Origin of the sequence: Yersinia aleksiciae (genome assembly GCF_001047675.1) — a bacterium.
GTDB lineage: Bacteria > Pseudomonadota > Gammaproteobacteria > Enterobacterales > Enterobacteriaceae > Yersinia > Yersinia aleksiciae.
The window spans coordinates 2,713,469-2,731,753 of record NZ_CP011975.1 but is presented as its reverse complement, the minus strand read 5'-3'; the positions used below and the strand labels follow the sequence as shown (position 1 = coordinate 2,731,753).

The window sequence follows — 18,285 nt, the reverse complement described above, 5'->3', positions numbered from 1 at the left end:
AATACAGTGAATTTTAACCCGCAAAAGCGGATTACATAAATGGAAAAGGTATGAAGAACTGGAGAACGCTTATTCTCGGATTGGTTGTCTGTGCCAATACCGCGTTCGCAGCACCACAAGAAATTAATAAAGTTGCCGCCGTGGTCAATAACGGCGTCGTTCTGCAAAGTGACGTCGATGGCCTGTTACAGTCAGTGAAGCTGAATGCACAGCAGGCCGGGCAACAGGTTCCGGACGATGCAACGCTGCGCCATCAGATTCTTGAACGTCTGATTATGGATAGTATCCAGTTGCAGATGGCTAATAAAATGGGCATTACCGTCAGTGACGAAGCGCTAGACAAAGCCATTGCGGATATTGCGGCACAAAACCGCATGACACCTGCCCAAATGCGCAGTCGCTTAGCGGCAGATGGTCTGAATTACGACACTTACCGCGAGCAGATCCGCAAAGAGATGCTGACTTCCGAAGTGCGTAACAACGAAGTGCGCCGCCGGATCACCATCCTGCCGCAGGAAGTTGAATCGCTGGCCAAACAGATTGGTAACCAAACCAGTGGTGATGCCGAGCTAAACCTCAGCCACATTTTGATCCCGCTGCCAGAGAATCCATCTCAGCAGCAAGTTGATCAGGCAGAAGAATTAGCGAACAAATTGGTATCCGACATTAAAGGTGGCGCTGATTTTGGTAAATTGGCTATCGCCAACTCCGCTGACTCTCAAGCGCTGAAAGGCGGCCAGATGGGCTGGGGTAAATTGCAGGAACTGCCTTCACTGTTTGCTGAAAGATTGCAATCTGCAAACAAGGGTGATGTGGTTGGCCCTATCCGCTCTGGTGTTGGCTTCCATATCCTGAAAGTGAATGATATCCGCGGTGCAGATAAAACGGTTTCCGTGACTGAAGTTCACGCGCGTCACATCTTGCTTAAACCCTCACCCGTCATGACTGACGATCAGGCGCGCGCTAAGTTAACCGCTGCAGCGGCTGACATTAAAAGCGGAAAAACAACCTTCGCCAATATTGCCAAAGAGATCTCTCAGGACCCAGGTTCTGCGGTGCAAGGGGGTGACCTGGGTTGGGCATCACCAGACATTTATGATCCTGCGTTCCGTGATGCATTGATGAAACTGCAAAAAGGCGAAATCAGCGCACCGGTTCACTCCTCTTTCGGCTGGCACTTAATTCAGGTTGTCGATACCCGTCAGGTCGATAAAACTGATGCCGCGCAGAAAGATCGTGCGTATCGTATGCTCTTTAGCCGTAAGTTCGCTGAAGAAGCGCAAACCTGGATGCAAGAGCAGCGTGCTGCTGCTTACGTAAAAATTCTTGATGGTAGTAATGCACAACCACAATAATCGTATTGTCATTACCCCCGGCGAGCCTGCCGGGGTTGGGCCGGATTTAGTCGTCGCCCTGGCTCAACAGGATTGGCCTGTTGAGTTAGTGGTGTGCGCTGATCCGGCCTTGCTACTTGCACGTGCCAGCCAGCTAAATTTGCCTTTGCAGCTACGTGAGTATCAGCACGGTCAGCCAGCGCAGGCACAACAAGCGGGTACTCTCACTATTTTGCCCGTGAAAACAGCGGCCGAAGTGACACCAGGTCAGCTTGATGTCAATAACAGCCACTATGTTGTGGAAACCTTGGCAAAAGCCTGTGATGGCGCGATAAGCGGCGAATTTGCCGCACTGGTGACAGGCCCGGTACAAAAAAGCATTATCAATGACGCCGGTATCCCTTTTATCGGGCATACCGAGTTCTTTGCTGACCGCAGCCTCTGCCCGCGGGTGGTGATGATGCTGGCAACAGAAGAGCTACGAGTTGCTCTGGCAACCACTCATCTACCTTTGTTGGCCGTACCTGGAGCCATCACTCAGGCCAGCCTGCACGAAGTCATCACTATTCTTGATCATGACCTGAAAACCAAATTTGGCATTAAGCAGCCACAGATTTATGTCTGTGGGCTTAATCCTCATGCGGGTGAAGGGGGTCACATGGGCCATGAAGAGATCGATACTATTATTCCTGCGCTGAATGCATTACGTCAGCAGGGGATAAACCTTATCGGCCCTCTCCCCGCAGATACTCTATTTCAGCCCAAATATCTGCAACACGCCGATGCAGTGCTCGCGATGTACCATGATCAGGGGCTACCGGTGCTTAAATATCAAGGATTTGGCCGCGCCGTCAATATCACTCTCGGTTTGCCTTTTATCCGTACCTCGGTGGATCACGGTACCGCTTTAGAACTCGCCGCAACTGGATCTGCCGATGTCGGCAGTTTCATTACGGCATTAAACTTAGCCATTAAAATGATAAATAACAGCAATGAATAATAGAGTCCACCAAGGGCATTTTGCCCGCAAACGCTTTGGACAAAACTTTTTAAACGATCAGTTTGTCATCGACAGCATTGTCTCTGCTATCCACCCCGTTCCCGGTGAAGCGGTGGTTGAGATCGGCCCCGGTTTAGGTGCACTAACCGAGCCAGTCGCAGCACGGATGGATCGTATGACGGTGATCGAGCTGGATCGTGATTTAGCCGCTCGACTGGCTAGCCATCCTCAGTTGAAAGACAAGCTCACCATCCATCAACAAGATGCGATGAAGGTTAATTTCGCTGAATTGGCAGAGCTTGCTGGGCAGCCATTGCGGGTGTTTGGTAACTTGCCATACAACATCTCCACCCCGCTGATGTTCCATCTTTTCAGCTATACTAATGCTATTCGTGACATGCATTTCATGTTACAAAAAGAGGTCGTTAACCGCTTGGTTGCAGGGCCTAACAGTAAAGCTTATGGCCGTTTGACCGTAATGGCGCAATACTATTGCAACGTTATCCCCGTGTTGGAAGTACCGCCAACTGCATTTACTCCAGCCCCGAAAGTTGATTCGGCCGTGGTGCGCTTGATTCCACATGTAAACATGCCAAACCCGGTGGGTGATGTGCGTATGCTTACCCGTATTACCACGCAAGCATTCAACCAACGCAGAAAAACGGTGCGTAACAGCTTAGGTGATCTATTCACTGCTGAGCAGTTAATCGAATTAGGCATTGACCCGATATTGCGGGCAGAGAACATTTCGGTAGCACAGTACTGCAAGCTGGCGAACTGGCTTTCAGCCCAATCGACACCGCAAGAATAAGCAGGAGCACATCATGATTGAACAGCCTCGCGTTTGTGTACAGGTGCAAAGTATCTATGTGGAAACCCAATCGATACCTGATGAAGAACGTTTCGTCTTTGCCTATACCGTGACAATTCGTAATTTAGGTCGTTCAAATGTGCAACTAATGGGCCGCTATTGGTTAATCACTAATAGTAATGGCCGGCAGACTGAAGTTCAGGGTGAAGGGGTCATCGGTGAACAGCCGCTGATCCTGCCAGGTAATGAGTTTCAATATACCAGCGGCGCTGTTTTAGAAACCCCGCTGGGTACCATGGAAGGGCACTATGAGATGGTTGACCACCTTGGTCAGGCTTTCCGTACTGCAATTCCGGTGTTCCGCTTAGCGATCCCAGCACTGATCCATTAATCCTGACCTCAACTATGTCTACTTATCTTATTGGCGATGTTCATGGCTGTCTTGATGAGTTGCTTGCGCTATTGGCGCAGGTCAACTTCGATCCGCAGCAGGATACTTTGTGGCTAACCGGTGATTTAGTCGCCCGTGGCCCAGCTTCACTGGATGTTTTACGTTATGTTCGCTCATTAGGACCAGCCGTTCGCATGGTTCTGGGTAACCATGATCTGCATTTACTGGCCGTTTTTGCGGGCATCAGCCGCAATAAACCTAAAGATCGAATCACGCCGCTGCTAGAAGCACCTGATGCTGACGAATTGATTAATTGGCTACGTCGCCAGCCGGTTTTACAGGTTGATGACGAGCTAAAATTGATCATGGCCCACGCGGGGATCACACCACAATGGGATATCGAAACCGCCAAGATGTGTGCTCGTGAAGTCGAATCAGTCTTAAGCAGTGACAGCTATCCACTATTCCTTGATGCAATGTACGGCGATATGCCGAACAACTGGTCACCCGAATTGACTGGGCTGGCGCGCTTGCGCTTTAGCACCAATGCACTGACCCGTATGCGTTTCTGCTTCCCTAATGGGCAGTTGGATATGATCTGCAAAGATACGCCAGATAATGCCCCTGCCCCACTTAAACCTTGGTTCGAACTGCCAAGACTTGTTGATCCTGAATATTCGATTATTTTTGGTCACTGGGCATCACTGGAAGGTAAAGGTGTTCCGGAAGGTATTTATGGGCTTGATACGGGTTGTTGCTGGGGCGGTGACTTAACCATGCTCCGTTGGGAAGATAAACGCTATTTCACTCAACATGCATTCAAAGTTGAAGCCGAAACCGATAACGTTGATAACTCCGCCGCTGCATCGGAAGACCCGCCAAACTACTTATAATATCGATACATATTAAAAGGCCCATTATTAATGGGCTTTTTTCTGCAAAGTATAAATAGTGATCAATAGCTTTTAGCGACGATCCAGAATCTCGAAGCAATAGCTGTGAGAGTTGGCTTCATCTGCATCATGGAACTCGCTGAATGTGCTTTCCCACTCATCTGGCTCGTAGTCAGGGAAATGGGTGTCGCCACCGACTTCAGCATCGATATGGGTTAGATACATGCGGTTCGCACGGTCTAAAAACTGGCTATAGACTCGGCCACCGCCCATGACCATCACTTCTTCTGCATCACCAGCGAGAGAAAGCGCGTCGTCAATAGAGGTTGCCCAAGTCACGCGGTCATCAGTGCCGGGTTGGCTACTGATAACAATATTCAAGCGCCCCGGCAAAGGGCGACCAATAGATTCGAAAGTCTTACGGCCCATAATAACTGGCTTATTTAGCGTGTTACGTTTGAACCACGCTAAATCCGCAGGTAAGTGCCATGGCATGGCGTTTTCCATACCAATAACGCGATCCGCTGCCAGTGCAGCGATCAGGCTGATAATCATTGTTAAACCCTGTAGGCTGCAAGAGCCAGTACCGAAAAATTGCTCACACTATACGTAAAGCCGAAACCAGCGTCGATAGCGATAAGCAGGCTAATCACACATATGAGATAGGTCTTAGCCCGATACCAAAACAGAGAACAAAAAAAGCCTTATACACCAGGACGTTTGCGATATAGCCATAATCCAGGCAAAGATAAACCAATCGACAACGCACCAACAATAAATGAGGCTTTCAAGAAATTAGTCACCATAGTGGACATCAATGCCTCGGTGTAACCCATATGAGAAATCTCCACCACCGATATCATCGCGGTATAAGCAGAGATTCCGGGGAACATTGGGATCACCGCGGCAACGGTGAAAACTTTAGGATGCGCCAGCAGCCAGCGCGACCAGTTAATCCCAATCACCCCAATCATAATCGAGGCCAGTAACGAAGCCAGCTCGATATTCATGCCAAAATGAACCATCAACATGCGCGAACCGTGACCAATCGCCCCCAGTAGTGCGCAATAGCGCAATGCACGAACAGGCACATTAAACACCATCGCAAAACCCAATGCCGGAATAGCGGCCAGCACCATATCTTGTAGTAACGCCCAGAGTAAACTCACGACCACCCCCGCAATCCCCAAAGTGCCATCGCAAATATCACCCCAATACAGGTGGATAGAGTGAGCAAACTCGCCATCGCCCAACGGGCCAACCCAGTATTAACATGCCCTTTGAACATATCAGCGACAGCATTAATCAGTGGGAAGCCGGGCACCAGTAGCAATACACTGGCGGCCATCGCCACACTGGATGCCTCATGGAAAAAGGGTAGCCGCATCAATAAGCCAGATGCCGATGTCGCGACAAATGCCGTGATGCAGAAATTAATCAGTGGATTCATATGGCGAGCCGTCAGGCTTTGGCGCACAAACATCGCCAACCCACTGGCAATAAAGGTAATGGAAAAAGCATCCCAACCGCCGCCATTGAGTTTACTGAAGCAGCCACAAGACAGCGCAACCATCACCACCACCAGCCAGCGTGGATAACGTAGCGGTTTGATATTCTCAAAACGCTTGTCTACCCCCTTCGCATCCAGCAAATGGTGCTCCACCAAAATGACAATATGCTGGACCTCGGTGACGACCTGCATATTGATACCACGATCAGTATTTTTGCGGGTAGACGTCAGACAATTACCTTGGCTAATGGTGGTCAAAACAACCGCATTGGCTGAGATGGAGCTTTCGACACTGTCCATTCCCAACGCCATACCCAAGCGGGCCGATAGCTGCTCAACCAGCATACTTTCTGCGCCATGTTGCAATAGTAGCAACGCGCATTTGATGCACAATCGTGTAATCTCCCGCTGCTGCTGATGCGGCACCTCACTGCTTATTACATGCTCCAGGCTCATATTCGTGCATCGCTATCCGTCAAAAGAGTAAAAGAAAAATGCTCAATATCATCACTGCCGGCAATCAAACCATCACAGATAACCAATAAGGATAATGCAAGGAAAACCCAGTGGCGCTATTATCGCCAGAACGCATCACTCTTACTCGGTAATTCTTATGTTTGAAACGTCGTTATTCGTCGCAACTATTGCTACTTTAGGGATGCTCTCCCCTGGCCCTGATTTTTTTCTGGTGATTAAAAATGCCGCCCGCTATCGCCGCCCCGCCGCCATGATGACGGCACTCGGCGTTATTTTGGGCGTCGCGACACATATGTCTTACTGCGTGGCGGGTCTGGCTGTGGTTATCACCACCACCCCTTGGCTATTCAATCTGCTGAAATATGCCGGCGCCTGTTATCTGATTTGGATTGGTATCCAAGCCCTACTGTCGCGGGGAGAAAGTAAGCTCAGTATCGATAACGCGACACAGTCCCCTATCTCGCTTAAAGCCGCATTCTTACAGGGATACCTTTGCAACTTATTGAATCCAAAAGCAACGCTGTTCTTCCTCGCTGTTTTCACTCAAATATTGCAGATCAACTCTGGCGTGGGTGAAAAATTGTGGTACGCCTCAATCATCTGGGTACTGGCCGTGATCTGGTGGCCTCTACTGGTGATTCTGATTCAAAGTGCGCCAGTGCGTCGTGGTTTGGCAAAAGCGCAAAAAGTGGTCGATAAATTGCTAGGTGGCCTGTTGATCGGCCTGGGTATCAAAGTGGCGTTAAGTTAGCTGAACCGGCCGTTAGCCGTTAACTATCCACAATATGGAATATAGCGGGGGTTAACATTGGTGAAGATCAATGTTGTTTATGAACAATACTATCGTTTATGAATAATACTTCTGTTTATAACAAATACTGCTTATCAGGCTAAAACCCACGATTTTATAATCTCTCAGCATGAAAAAGGGCGATGTCTCCATCGCCCCGCTGCTTTATTGATTCTCGATGACCACCAAAATTAGCCTTTCATATTCTTAATCTTGGCGTGCATCTCTTGCACAGAAATCACTTGCTCGGTTGGGTCCGCATTTAAGGCCATAGCCGTGGCGAAACCGCCATTCAAGGTGGTGTCGTAGTGCACCTTATATTGCAAAGCACTGCGGCGGATCAGTTTGGAGTCTTCAATCGCCTGACGCCCTGCCGTGGTATTCACGATATAGGTGTACTCGCCATTCTTAATACGGTCCTGAATGTGTGGACGGCCTTCATGCACCTTGTTGACCAAGCGTGGATTTATCCCTGCTTCGCCTAACACCACCGCAGTACCGTGAGTCGCATCCAGTTCAAAGCCCTGTTTCAGCAGCTTCGCGGCCAGATCAACCACCCGATGTTTATCGCCCTCACGAACCGATAACAGCGCACGACCACTCTTTTTCATCCCTGATTGACTGCCCAGCATCGCTTTAGAGAAAGCTTCTGCGAAGGTACGGCCAACCCCCATGACTTCACCGGTAGAGCGCATTTCTGGCCCTAAAATCGGGTCAACACCAGGGAATTTATTAAACGGTAAGACCACTTCTTTTACCGAGTAATAAGGCGGAATAATCTCTTCGGTGATACCTTGCTCAGCCAGTGACTGACCCACCATCACGCGCGCGGCAATTTTTGCCAGTGGCATACCGGTCGCTTTAGAGACGAATGGCACGGTCCGAGCTGCACGAGGGTTAACTTCAATCAGGTAAACTTCGTTGTTCTTGACCGCGAACTGCACGTTCATCAGGCCACGAACACACAACTCGAAGGCCAGTTTTTCGACTTGCTGGCGCATCACATCCTGAATCTCTTTACTCAGGGTGTAGGCAGGCAAAGAACAAGCTGAGTCACCGGAGTGAACCCCTGCTTGCTCGATGTGCTCCATAATGCCGCCGATGAGCACACGCTCGCCGTCACAAATGGCATCTACATCCACTTCAACCGCATCATCAAGGAAACGGTCCAGCAACACGGGCGCATCATTCGAGACACTCACCGCATTTTGGAAGTAACGACGCAGGTCAACTTCGTCATAAACGATCTCCATTGCGCGGCCACCCAAGACATAAGATGGGCGAACTACCAGCGGATAACCCAGACCAGTCGCTTTCTCTACTGCTTGTTCGATGGTAGCAACAGTGGCGTTTGCCGGCTGTTTCAGGCCCAGACGATTGACCGCCTGTTGGAAACGTTCGCGGTCTTCAGCACGGTCGATAGCATCAGGGCTAGTCCCAATCACTGGCACACCAGCCGCTTCCAATTCACGGGCCAATTTCAATGGCGTCTGACCACCGTACTGCACGATGACGCCCTGCGGCTTCTCGATACGCACGATTTCTAGCACATCTTCCAGCGTCACTGACTCAAAGTAGAGACGATCAGAGGTGTCGTAGTCGGTTGAAACCGTTTCTGGGTTACAGTTCACCATGATGGTTTCGTAACCATCTTCACGTAGCGCCAGTGAGGCGTGTACGCAGCAATAATCGAACTCAATCCCTTGGCCGATACGGTTCGGACCACCACCCAGCACCATCACTTTCGGGCGATCGCTGGTTGGATTGGATTCACACTCTTCCTCGTAGGTCGAGTACATGTAGGCGGTGTCAGTAGAGAATTCCGCCGCACAGGTGTCGACCCGCTTGTAAACTGGATGCAGGCCATGTTTGTAGCGCAGTTTACGCACTTCGCTTTCTGCCGCGCCGACCAATTTCGCCAGACGAGCATCGGCAAAGCCTTTGCGTTTCAGTTGGCGCATAAACTCAGCATTCAGGCCGTTGATACCGCACTCCGCCACGTTCTCTTCCAGGCGAACCAGCTCTTCAATCTGCACCAAGAACCAGCGATCGACGTTGGTCAGGTTGAAAACACCATCAACCGACATGCCAGCACGGAAGGCATCCGCGATATACCAAATACGGTCAGAACCTGCTTCTTTCAATTCACGACGAATTTTAGTCAGCGCTTCGGGATCATCCAAACTCACTTTCGGATCAAAACCGGTCGCACCCACTTCCAAACCGCGCAGTGCTTTTTGCATTGATTCCTGCAAAGTGCGGCCAATCGCCATCACTTCGCCGACAGATTTCATCTGCGTAGTCAGACGGTCATTCGCACCGGCAAACTTTTCGAAGTTAAAGCGAGGGATCTTGGTCACAACGTAGTCAATGGATGGTTCGAAGGAGGCTGGAGTGCGGCCGCCAGTGATGTCATTCATCAACTCATCCAAGGTATAACCCACTGCCAGCTTGGCGGCAATCTTGGCAATCGGGAAACCCGTTGCTTTCGAGGCCAGCGCGGAGGAGCGAGAGACACGTGGGTTCATTTCAATCACAATCAAACGGCCATTCTTCGGGTTAACCGAGAACTGTACGTTAGAACCACCGGTTTCTACGCCGATTTCACGCAGTACTGCCATCGAGGCATTACGCATGATTTGATACTCTTTATCGGTCAGTGTTTGGGCGGGTGCAACGGTGATAGAGTCGCCGGTATGGATACCCATCGCATCGAAGTTTTCGATGGCACAGACGATGATGCAGTTGTCGTTTTTGTCGCGCACAACTTCCATCTCATACTCTTTCCAGCCAATCAGTGACTCATCGATCAGTAACTCTTTGGTTGGCGACAGATCCAGACCGCGCTCGCAAATCTCTTCAAACTCTTCGCGGTTATAGGCGATACCGCCACCCGTGCCACCCATGGTAAAGGAGGGGCGGATAATACAAGGGAAGCCCACATCAGCCGCGACGGCCAGCGCTTCTTCCATGTTATGGGCAATACCGGAGCGGGCGGTATCCAGACCAATTTTCTTCATCGCGATATCAAAGCGACGACGGTCTTCTGCTTTATCAATGGCATCAGCGGTGGCACCAATCATGGTGACGCCAAATTCAGCCAGAACACCTTGGCGTTCGAGTTCCAGCGCGCAGTTCAGTGCGGTTTGGCCACCCATGGTTGGCAAAACAGCGTCTGGGCGCTCTTTTTCGATGATCTTACGCACCACTTCCCAGTGGATCGGCTCGATATAGGTCGCATCGGCCATCTCAGGGTCAGTCATGATGGTCGCGGGGTTGGAGTTCACCAAAATGACGCGGTAACCCTCTTCACGCAGCGCTTTACAAGCCTGGGCGCCGGAGTAGTCAAACTCACAAGCCTGGCCGATAACGATAGGGCCTGCGCCCAGAATCAGGATGCTTTTTATATCTGTACGTTTTGGCATGGTAATCGCTCCTGATTATTTATGGGTATGGCTAGCGGCAGTGGCGCGATAAGCTTCAATCAGCTCGATGAAGTGATCAAACAACGGGGCGGCGTCATGCGGCCCTGGACTAGCCTCCGGGTGACCCTGGAAACTGAACGCTGCTTTATCGGTGCGGTGAATCCCTTGCAGAGAACCATCAAATAGCGAAAGGTGTGTCTTACGCAGGTTGGATGGCAATGTGGTTTCATCTACTGCGAAACCGTGGTTCTGTGCAGTGATCATCACGCAATCTGCATCCAAATCTTTCACTGGATGGTTGCCACCATGGTGACCAAACTTCATTTTTACTGTTTTGGCACCACTGGCCAGTGCCAGTAATTGGTGACCTAAGCAGATACCAAACACTGGGATATCGGTTTCCAGGAAACGTTTAATCGCCGCGATTGCATAATCGCATGGCTCCGGGTCCCCTGGGCCGTTGGACAAGAAGATGCCATCTGGATTGAGCTTCAGAACGTCTTCAGCAGGCGTTTGTGCCGGAACAACCGTCAGGCGGCAACCGCGATCCACCAACATACGCAGGATGTTGCGTTTCACGCCGTAGTCGTAAGCCACCACATGGAAGGGCAAATCTTCTGGCTGTTTCGCTGCAGGCAGATCATCTTCCAGTGTCCAGCTGCCTTGCAGCCACTGATAGCTATCTTTGGTGGTCACTTCTTTCGCCAAATCCATCCCTTTCAAACCGGGGAAAGCTTTCGCTTTTTCCAACGCCAAAGCGGCATCAGATAAGTCACCCACAATAATGCAGCCGTTTTGTGCACCTTTCTCACGCAGCAACCGCGTCAGCTTGCGGGTATCGATATCAGCAATCGCCACAATGTTGTGACGCTTGAGATACTCAGCTAAGCCTTCTTCACTGCGGTAGTTGCTGGCGATCAATGGCAGGTCACGAATAACAAGACCTTGGGCGTGTACTGCGGAGGATTCTTCATCGGAGGCATTAGTGCCGACATTGCCGATATGAGGATAAGTAAGAGTAACGATCTGGCGGGAGTAGGAAGGATCAGTGAGGATTTCTTGATAACCGGTCATCGACGTATTGAAGACCACTTCCCCCACTGCCGTACCCTCTGCCCCGATGGCCCGACCGTGAAATTGGGTTCCGTCTTCGAGAACCAATAGCGCTGACTTAATCAAAACACCCTCCAAGGAATAAACAGTCACATTATTTGCATATTAATTCATATCTAGCGATCTAAATCAATGCAAAAACCGCCCTCAAAGCTAATTTTTGGCAAATTGGGCGCATTTTAATGATGAGTGACGCTCTTGTCTAGCCAAAGTGCCATTTTTTCTCTATTTTTTGCCGTTCTCATAAAAAATAGCGGGTTATAGCGACAAAAGCACAGGCTAACTTAGCATAGTAAACGGTTGCGAGGGTAAGTGACTGGAAAATATCTGTCTGGAGAGATGAAAATCAGTGTTAGCGCTTAGCAAGAGGATAAAAAAGATAAAAAATCGTGTATAAATACATAAAAATGAATGCTAAACAATAAAATCAAAGTGAACATTGTTATTTAACAAAACAAATAAAAAAGGACAATAAAATATTGCCCTATTATCAAATGATTATGATAAAAACAACCACATCACGGGTTGTGCTTTACATCTTTAAAGTTCGTTCAAATTCAGTACATCTCGCATATCAAACTGACCATTATCATGCTCAGACACCCAAATAGCAGACTTAACGGCACCATTGGCAAATGTCATACGACTGGTCGCTTTATGCGTGATTTCAACGCGTTCACCAATATCAGCAAACATCGCGGTATGTTCGCCAACAATATCGCCAGCGCGCACCGTCGCAAAGCCTATCGTGCCGGGCTTACGCTCACCGGTATGGCCTTCACGGCTATATACCGCATGATCTTTCAGTGACCAGCCCAAAGAATCGGCAATGGCTTCGCCCATGGCAAGCGCCGTACCTGAAGGCGCATCAACTTTATGTCGGTGGTGCGCTTCAATAATCTCGATATCGGTGTAGTCGCCCATCACTTTAGCGGCTTTTTCGAGCAACTTAAGTACCACATTCACCCCAACACTGAAGTTGGCCGCAAACACAATGCCAATATCAGCAGCTGCTGCACTGATGGCCGCTTTACCTGCATCATCAAAGCCCGTGGTGCCAATAACCATCGCTTTGCGGTGCTGACGGCAAATGGCTAAATGTTCCAGCGTGCCCTCTGGGCGAGTAAAATCGATCAACACATCAAAATGATCAATTACCTTGGATAAATCATCACTTACAGTAATGCCTAGCAAACCCGTTCCGGCCAACTCGCCAGCGTCACTGCCCACCAAAGTGGAGCCTGTGCGCTCAACTGCCGCCCCCAGCACAACGCCCTCTGTCTGGGTAATTGCCTGAATAAGTTGTCGGCCCATACGGCCACCCGCGCCGACAACAGCGATACGAATAGTTGAATTGGTCATGATTCCTCCTAATGTTTGTGTCATCTACCCTGACAAGAGTTCAGATTAGCCGCCCGCTTTGGACTCTGCCAGTCTATTTAATCTGTATTAGAAAAAAATGATATACGCTCGTTTTTATCAGCGATACCACTTAACGGCTTAAATAGCGTTAAATAGCCTTAAACCAGCAGCGCCCGATTCATCGCCCACTGAGGCCATGGTGCTTCATCTGCCATTTTACGGTTACTCCGCATATTCATTCAGTTACGATGCAATAATTTCCTGTATTTACCGGCATTGGTTCCACCCGTTATGGGTCGCCATCATGGAAAAAGCACCGTTTTACCGATAAAAAAAGCAGCCACTAAGGGCTGCCTGATATCAGATAACGAAAATATGCCTGAGAGAGTAAACGCAGGATCAATCAATCTGCTTAATATCAACTCGTAATTCTTTGGGTACTTCGAAGACGATACTCTCTTCACGGCCACTAAGTTCAACGGCCCCGCCCGCGCCAAGCGCTTGCAGGCGTGCAATCACTTGCTGCACCAATACATCCGGTGCCGATGCGCCAGCCGTCACACCAATCCGCGCCGCGCCCTGCAACCATGGCTCTTGGATATCAGCCGCAGAATCAATCAGGTAGGCTGGTTTCCCCATCCGCTGCGCCAGTTCGGCTAAACGGTTGGAGTTAGACGAGTTTTTCGAGCCAACGACTAACACCAGATCGGCATCATTCGCTAAATTCCGCACCGCTTCCTGCCGATTGGTAGTGGCATAGCAGATATCATCTTTGCGCGGGCCGACAATCTTCGGAAAACGTTTATGTAAAGCATCGATAACCGCAGAAGTATCATCCACGGACAAGGTCGTCTGCGTCATAAAGCACAGATTATTCTCGTCTTTTACATTCAGCGCCCAGACATCGTCGGGTGACTCAACCAGATACATCCCCCCTTTCGGGTTGCTGTATTGCCCCATCGTCCCTTCGACTTCCGGATGACCTGCATGGCCGATCAGGATAGCTTCTTTACCTTTACGGCTGGCGCGCGCGACTTCCATGTGCACTTTAGTCACCAACGGGCAGGTCGCATCAAACAGCATCGTCAGCTTGCGCTCACGGGCTTCTGCGCGAACGGCCTGCGAAACGCCATGGGCCGAGAAAATCAGAATGGAGCCATCGGGCACCTCAGAGATTTCTTCGATAAAGATAGCCCCGCGCTCACGCAGGCTATCAACCACATAGCGGTTATGGACGACTTCATGCCGCACATAAATTGGCGCGCCATACATCTCGATCGCGCGCTCAACAATACTGATAGCCCGATCAACGCCAGCGCAAAAGCCGCGTGGATTAGCCAGCAATATCTGCATGGACAGCCTCCTGTTGGGGGTCAATCTCCAGCACTTCAATTTCAAAGCTGACGACATGCCCTGCCAACGGGTGATTAAAATCAACAGTAATGGACTCTTCTGCGACCTCTCGCACCACACCTGGCATTTCACTGCCATCACGAGCGGTAAACAGCATGATGGTGCCAGCATCTGGCACCCCGGTTAGCGCAAAGTCACGCTGAGTGAAATACTGAACCAGATCAGGACTTTCCAAGCCAAATGCATCTTCAGGTTGTAAGGTGAAAGTGTGCTTATCACCCACTTTCAAACCAATCAACTGCTGCTCCAATGCATCTGAAAGGCTGTCATCACCTAAACGAAACAGCGCTGGCTTCCCGTGAATGTGGGTTGATTCAGCCGTTGAGCCATCTTCCAGCTTCAGAGTGAAGTGCACTAGTACGGCGCTGCTATCTTGTACTTGATCGCCTTGAATACCCTCAGACATATCACTCACCTTTATCAATTGCCGTTTTATCAGCCGGACTCAAGAAGCCTTCAAATATGACTAACGCAGCACCGATACAGATCGCGACATCGGCCAGATTGAACGTCGGGAAGTGCCAGTTATTGACGTAAAAATCGATGAAATCGTTTACTGCGCCATGCACTAAGCGGTCAAATAAATTCCCGAGTGCACCACCGATAATCAATGCGTATGCACAGTTTATCAGACGTTGTTTTGCTGTTGAGCGATACATCATCACCATCAATACAACTGAGATACCGATGGCTATTCCAGCAAAGAACCAGCGCTGCCAGCCACTTTTATCCGCCAGGAAGCTAAATGCCGCGCCATAATTCTGTGCGTAAGTCATATTGAAAAAAGGAATCAGTGGCATGGATTCATACAGCGCAAAGTGGGTCATGACCCACTGTTTGCTGCCAAGATCCAAAATCACCACCAGTACCGCTAGCCATAGCCAGCGCAATCCGGTCGAACAAATTGGCTTACTCATTAGGCAAACTTACGCTCTTCACCGTCACCGGCGACGTTAGTGACACAGCGGCCGCATAGCTCAGCATGTTCCGCTACCAAACCGACGTCTTGAGTATAATGCCAGCAACGTGGACACTTCTCACCGTCAGCCTTATTAAAGGTGATTTTCAGCCCTGCAATCAGCTCACTTTGCAGTGCATCATCCCCTGCTTCGGCATAATCTGCGACTTTCGCGGCAGAGGTCAGCAACACAAAGCGCAATTCGTCCTGCAAGCTGTTTAGACGCGCAGCCAATTCAGGCTCTGCGTACAAGGTCACAGCGGCTTCCAGAGAACCACCGATACGTTTATCGCTACGTGCCTGCTCTAACACTTTGTTCACTTCGCCACGCACTTTCAGCAGCTCGGCCCAGAAAGTATCGTTCATGCTTTCATCGCCCGCCAACCCGAACAGACCGTCATACCACTCTTCAGTGAAGACGTATTGCGGACGTTCACCTGGCAATTGATTCCAGATCTCGTCTGCGGTGAAGGACATGATTGGTGCCATCCAGCGAACCAAGGCTTCGGCAATATGGAATAGTGCAGTCTGGCAGCTACGGCGGGCAACGCTGTCGCCTTTCGCGGTGTACTGACGATCTTTGATGATATCCAGATAGAAGGAGCCCATCTCAACCGAACAGAACTGCATCAACCGCTGCACCACCAAGTGGAAATCGTAATTTTCGTAGGCGGCCATGATCTCGGCTTGAGCAGCTTGAGCACGGCCCACCGCCCAGCGATCGACCACAACCATATCTTCAGGTTTCACCTGATGCTGCGCGGGATCGAAGCCATTCAGGTTAGCCAGCAAGAAGCGCGCGGTGTTACGAATACGGCGATAGGAGTCAGCAGAACGTTTCAGAATTTCGTCAGAAACAGCGATCTCGCCGGTGTAATCAGTCGATGCCACCCACAGACGCAGGATGTCGCCACCCAGTTTGTTCATCACATCTTGCGGGCTGATAGTGTTACCGATGGATTTGGACATTTTACGCCCCTGACCATCAACGGTGAAGCCATGAGTCAGCACCTGGCGATAAGGCGCTTTGCCTTTCATCGCGGTCGCAATCATCAGTGACGACATAAACCAGCCACGGTGTTGGTCAGAACCTTCCAGATACATGTCTGGGCTATGACCACCAAACTCTGGGCGCACGTCAACCACAGAAGAGTGGGTTGAACCCGAATCGAACCATACGTCTAGCGTGTCTGGCACTTTGACGTAATCGGCAGCATCGGTACCTAAAATTTCAGCCGGATCCAGATCCCACCATGCTTGAATACCGTCTTGCTCAACACGCTTGGCGACTTCTTCCATCAGCTCAGTGCTGCGCGGGTGAAGCGCTTCGGTCTCTTTGTGCACAAACAGAGACATCGGCACGCCCCAAGTGCGCTGGCGCGAAATACACCAGTCTGGGCGATTAGCAACCATGGTTTCAATACGTGCCTGACCCCAATCAGGGATCCATTGCACGCCTTTGATCTCTTCCAGTGACTGCTTACGCAAGCCTTTCTGATCCATGCTGATGAACCATTGTGGTGTAGCACGGAAGATAATTGGTGTTTTGTGACGCCAGCAGCATGGGTAGCTGTGGACCAGTTTTTCAACTTTCAGCAGTGCGCCTTTTTCGCGCAACAGCTCAACGATCACATCGTTGGCTTTAAATACAAACAAGCCGTCCAGCGTTGGATAAGTCCCCGCCAGATAGCAGCCGTTCGGACCAACCGGGTTCGCCACTTCCAAACCATATTTTTGACCGATAACAAAGTCATCTGGGCCATGGCCTGGTGCCGTGTGAACTGCGCCAGTACCGGCATCCAGTGTCACGTGGTCACCTAAAATCGCTGGAACATCAAAGCCCATAAATGGATGGTTAAAGCGCAGCAGCTCGAGATCAGCGCCTTTACAGCTTCCCAACACTGTCCATTCAGCAATACCGGCGCGCTTCATGACGCTCTCAACCAGGTCTTCAGCCAGAATCAGGCATTCGCCGTCAACCTGCACCAGTTGATAGATGTACTCAGCATTCAGTGAGATTGCGCGGTTGGCTGGCAAGGTCCACGGGGTGGTGGTCCAGATAACCAGTGAAATTGGGCCGTTAGCCTTATTTTCACCAGCAACATGGCTTGCACCAAATTTTGCGCTCACTGCAGCAGCATCAACGGCGTTAAAGCGCACATCAATAGAAGGTGAAGTTTTATCGTAATATTCAACTTCCGCTTCAGCCAATGAAGAGCCGCAATCAGTACACCAATGCACTGGCTTCGCGCCTTTGTGCAGGTGACCGTTATCAATGATCTTGCTTAACGCACGAATGATATTGGCTTCGGTTTTGAAATCCATCGTCAGATAAGGATGGTCCCAATCGCCTAATACGCCCAGGCGGATAAAGTCCGCTTTCTGGCCTTCAACCTGTTCAGCGGCGTATTTACGGCAGGCAGCACGGAACTCTGCCGCACTGACTTTCTCGCCCGGCTTACCAATTAGCTGCTCAACTTTTAACTCGATCGGCAGTCCATGGCAGTCCCAACCTGGAATATAAGGTGAGTCGTAGCCAGCCATTCCTTTCGATTTAACAATAATATCTTTGAGAATTTTGTTAACAGAGTGACCAATGTGAATGTTGCCGTTCGCATAAGGAGGGCCGTCGTGCAGAATAAAGGTCTTTTTACCTTTCTTGGCCGTACGAACAATCCCGTACAGATCCTGCTCATACCAACGTTTCAGCATGTCAGGTTCACGCTTAGCCAGATCGCCGCGCATCGGGAACCCTGTTTCAGGTAAATTCAGGGTATTCTTGTAGTCACTCATTAGATTCTCGGTTCC

General features: G+C 50.1%; 16 protein-coding genes. 6 read left to right on the top strand and 10 right to left on the bottom strand.

The genetic code is table 11. From position 1 onward, the window contains the following. Window positions 1–50 precede the first annotated feature (50 nt). The 5 genes from surA to apaH are packed head-to-tail and all read left to right on the top strand — an operon-like array spanning window position 51 to window position 4,429. Window positions 51–1,355, top strand: coding sequence for a peptidylprolyl isomerase SurA (gene surA / locus ACZ76_RS12305; protein ID WP_048619182.1), 1,305 nt, complete (start codon window positions 51–53; stop codon window positions 1,353–1,355). Further along, on the top strand, window positions 1,339–2,334 hold the full coding sequence (gene pdxA, locus ACZ76_RS12300; protein ID WP_048619181.1) for a 4-hydroxythreonine-4-phosphate dehydrogenase PdxA: 996 nt from the start codon (window positions 1,339–1,341) through the stop codon (window positions 2,332–2,334). Before surA ends, pdxA begins: the two co-directional genes overlap by 17 nt. Further along, on the top strand, window positions 2,327–3,145 hold the full coding sequence (gene rsmA / locus ACZ76_RS12295) for a 16S rRNA (adenine(1518)-N(6)/adenine(1519)-N(6))-dimethyltransferase RsmA (RefSeq protein ID WP_032814549.1): 819 nt from the start codon (window positions 2,327–2,329) through the stop codon (window positions 3,143–3,145). The genes pdxA and rsmA overlap by 8 nt, the downstream gene beginning before the upstream one ends. A gap of 13 nt (window positions 3,146–3,158) precedes the next feature. After that, a complete protein-coding gene (gene apaG, locus ACZ76_RS12290) occupies window positions 3,159–3,536 on the top strand; it encodes a Co2+/Mg2+ efflux protein ApaG (protein ID WP_004715944.1) in 378 nt (125 codons plus the stop codon). 14 nt (window positions 3,537–3,550) lie between these two features. Further along, on the top strand, window positions 3,551–4,429 hold the full coding sequence (gene apaH / locus ACZ76_RS12285) for a bis(5'-nucleosyl)-tetraphosphatase (symmetrical) ApaH (RefSeq protein WP_048619180.1): 879 nt from the start codon (window positions 3,551–3,553) through the stop codon (window positions 4,427–4,429). 72 nt (window positions 4,430–4,501) lie between these two features. Here the strand turns inward: apaH and folA are convergent, their stop codons facing one another. The 3 genes from folA to ACZ76_RS12270 all read right to left on the bottom strand — a co-directional run bounded on the left by folA (window position 4,502) and on the right by ACZ76_RS12270 (window position 6,395). Then, window positions 4,502–4,984 carry a type 3 dihydrofolate reductase gene (gene folA, locus ACZ76_RS12280; protein WP_048619179.1) on the bottom strand — a complete coding sequence of 161 codons (483 nt, stop codon included), beginning with the start codon at window positions 4,982–4,984 and terminating at the stop codon, window positions 4,502–4,504. Between the two features lie 149 nt (window positions 4,985–5,133). Then, window positions 5,134–5,598: a threonine/serine exporter gene (locus tag ACZ76_RS12275; protein WP_032814552.1), complete on the bottom strand. Its 465-nt coding sequence runs from the start codon at window positions 5,596–5,598 to the stop codon at window positions 5,134–5,136. Continuing rightward, on the bottom strand, window positions 5,595–6,395 hold the full coding sequence (locus ACZ76_RS12270) for a threonine/serine exporter family protein (protein ID WP_048619178.1): 801 nt from the start codon (window positions 6,393–6,395) through the stop codon (window positions 5,595–5,597). Before ACZ76_RS12270 ends, ACZ76_RS12275 begins: the two co-directional genes overlap by 4 nt. A gap of 157 nt (window positions 6,396–6,552) precedes the next feature. On the opposite strand from ACZ76_RS12270, the gene ACZ76_RS12265 reads away from it, so the two are divergent. Then, complete coding sequence (locus tag ACZ76_RS12265) at window positions 6,553–7,167, top strand: LysE family transporter (protein WP_048619177.1); 615 nt, start codon at window positions 6,553–6,555, stop codon at window positions 7,165–7,167. Between the two features lie 230 nt (window positions 7,168–7,397). Here the strand turns inward: ACZ76_RS12265 and carB are convergent, their stop codons facing one another. The 7 genes from carB to ileS all read right to left on the bottom strand — a co-directional run bounded on the left by carB (window position 7,398) and on the right by ileS (window position 18,270). After that, window positions 7,398–10,631 carry a carbamoyl-phosphate synthase large subunit gene (carB, locus tag ACZ76_RS12260; protein ID WP_048619176.1) on the bottom strand — a complete coding sequence of 1,078 codons (3,234 nt, stop codon included), beginning with the start codon at window positions 10,629–10,631 and terminating at the stop codon, window positions 7,398–7,400. Window positions 10,632–10,646: 15 nt separating this feature from the next. Continuing rightward, window positions 10,647–11,810, bottom strand: a complete 1,164-nt coding sequence (carA, locus tag ACZ76_RS12255) for a glutamine-hydrolyzing carbamoyl-phosphate synthase small subunit (protein WP_048619175.1) — start codon at window positions 11,808–11,810, stop codon at window positions 10,647–10,649. Window positions 11,811–12,284: 474 nt separating this feature from the next. Then, window positions 12,285–13,106 carry a 4-hydroxy-tetrahydrodipicolinate reductase gene (gene dapB / locus ACZ76_RS12250; RefSeq protein ID WP_048619174.1) on the bottom strand — a complete coding sequence of 274 codons (822 nt, stop codon included), beginning with the start codon at window positions 13,104–13,106 and terminating at the stop codon, window positions 12,285–12,287. Window positions 13,107–13,505: 399 nt separating this feature from the next. Then, entirely contained in the window at window positions 13,506–14,459 is a 954-nt protein-coding gene (ispH, locus tag ACZ76_RS12245) for a 4-hydroxy-3-methylbut-2-enyl diphosphate reductase (protein WP_048619173.1), read from the bottom strand. Further along, window positions 14,440–14,925, bottom strand: coding sequence for an FKBP-type peptidyl-prolyl cis-trans isomerase (fkpB, locus tag ACZ76_RS12240; protein WP_048619172.1), 486 nt, complete (start codon window positions 14,923–14,925; stop codon window positions 14,440–14,442). The genes ispH and fkpB overlap by 20 nt, the downstream gene beginning before the upstream one ends. A gap of 1 nt (window position 14,926) precedes the next feature. Beyond that, on the bottom strand, window positions 14,927–15,436 hold the full coding sequence (gene lspA, locus ACZ76_RS12235) for a signal peptidase II (RefSeq protein WP_048619171.1): 510 nt from the start codon (window positions 15,434–15,436) through the stop codon (window positions 14,927–14,929). Next, window positions 15,436–18,270, bottom strand: a complete 2,835-nt coding sequence (ileS, locus tag ACZ76_RS12230; RefSeq protein ID WP_048619170.1) for an isoleucine--tRNA ligase — start codon at window positions 18,268–18,270, stop codon at window positions 15,436–15,438. Before ileS ends, lspA begins: the two co-directional genes overlap by 1 nt. Window positions 18,271–18,285 lie beyond the last annotated feature (15 nt).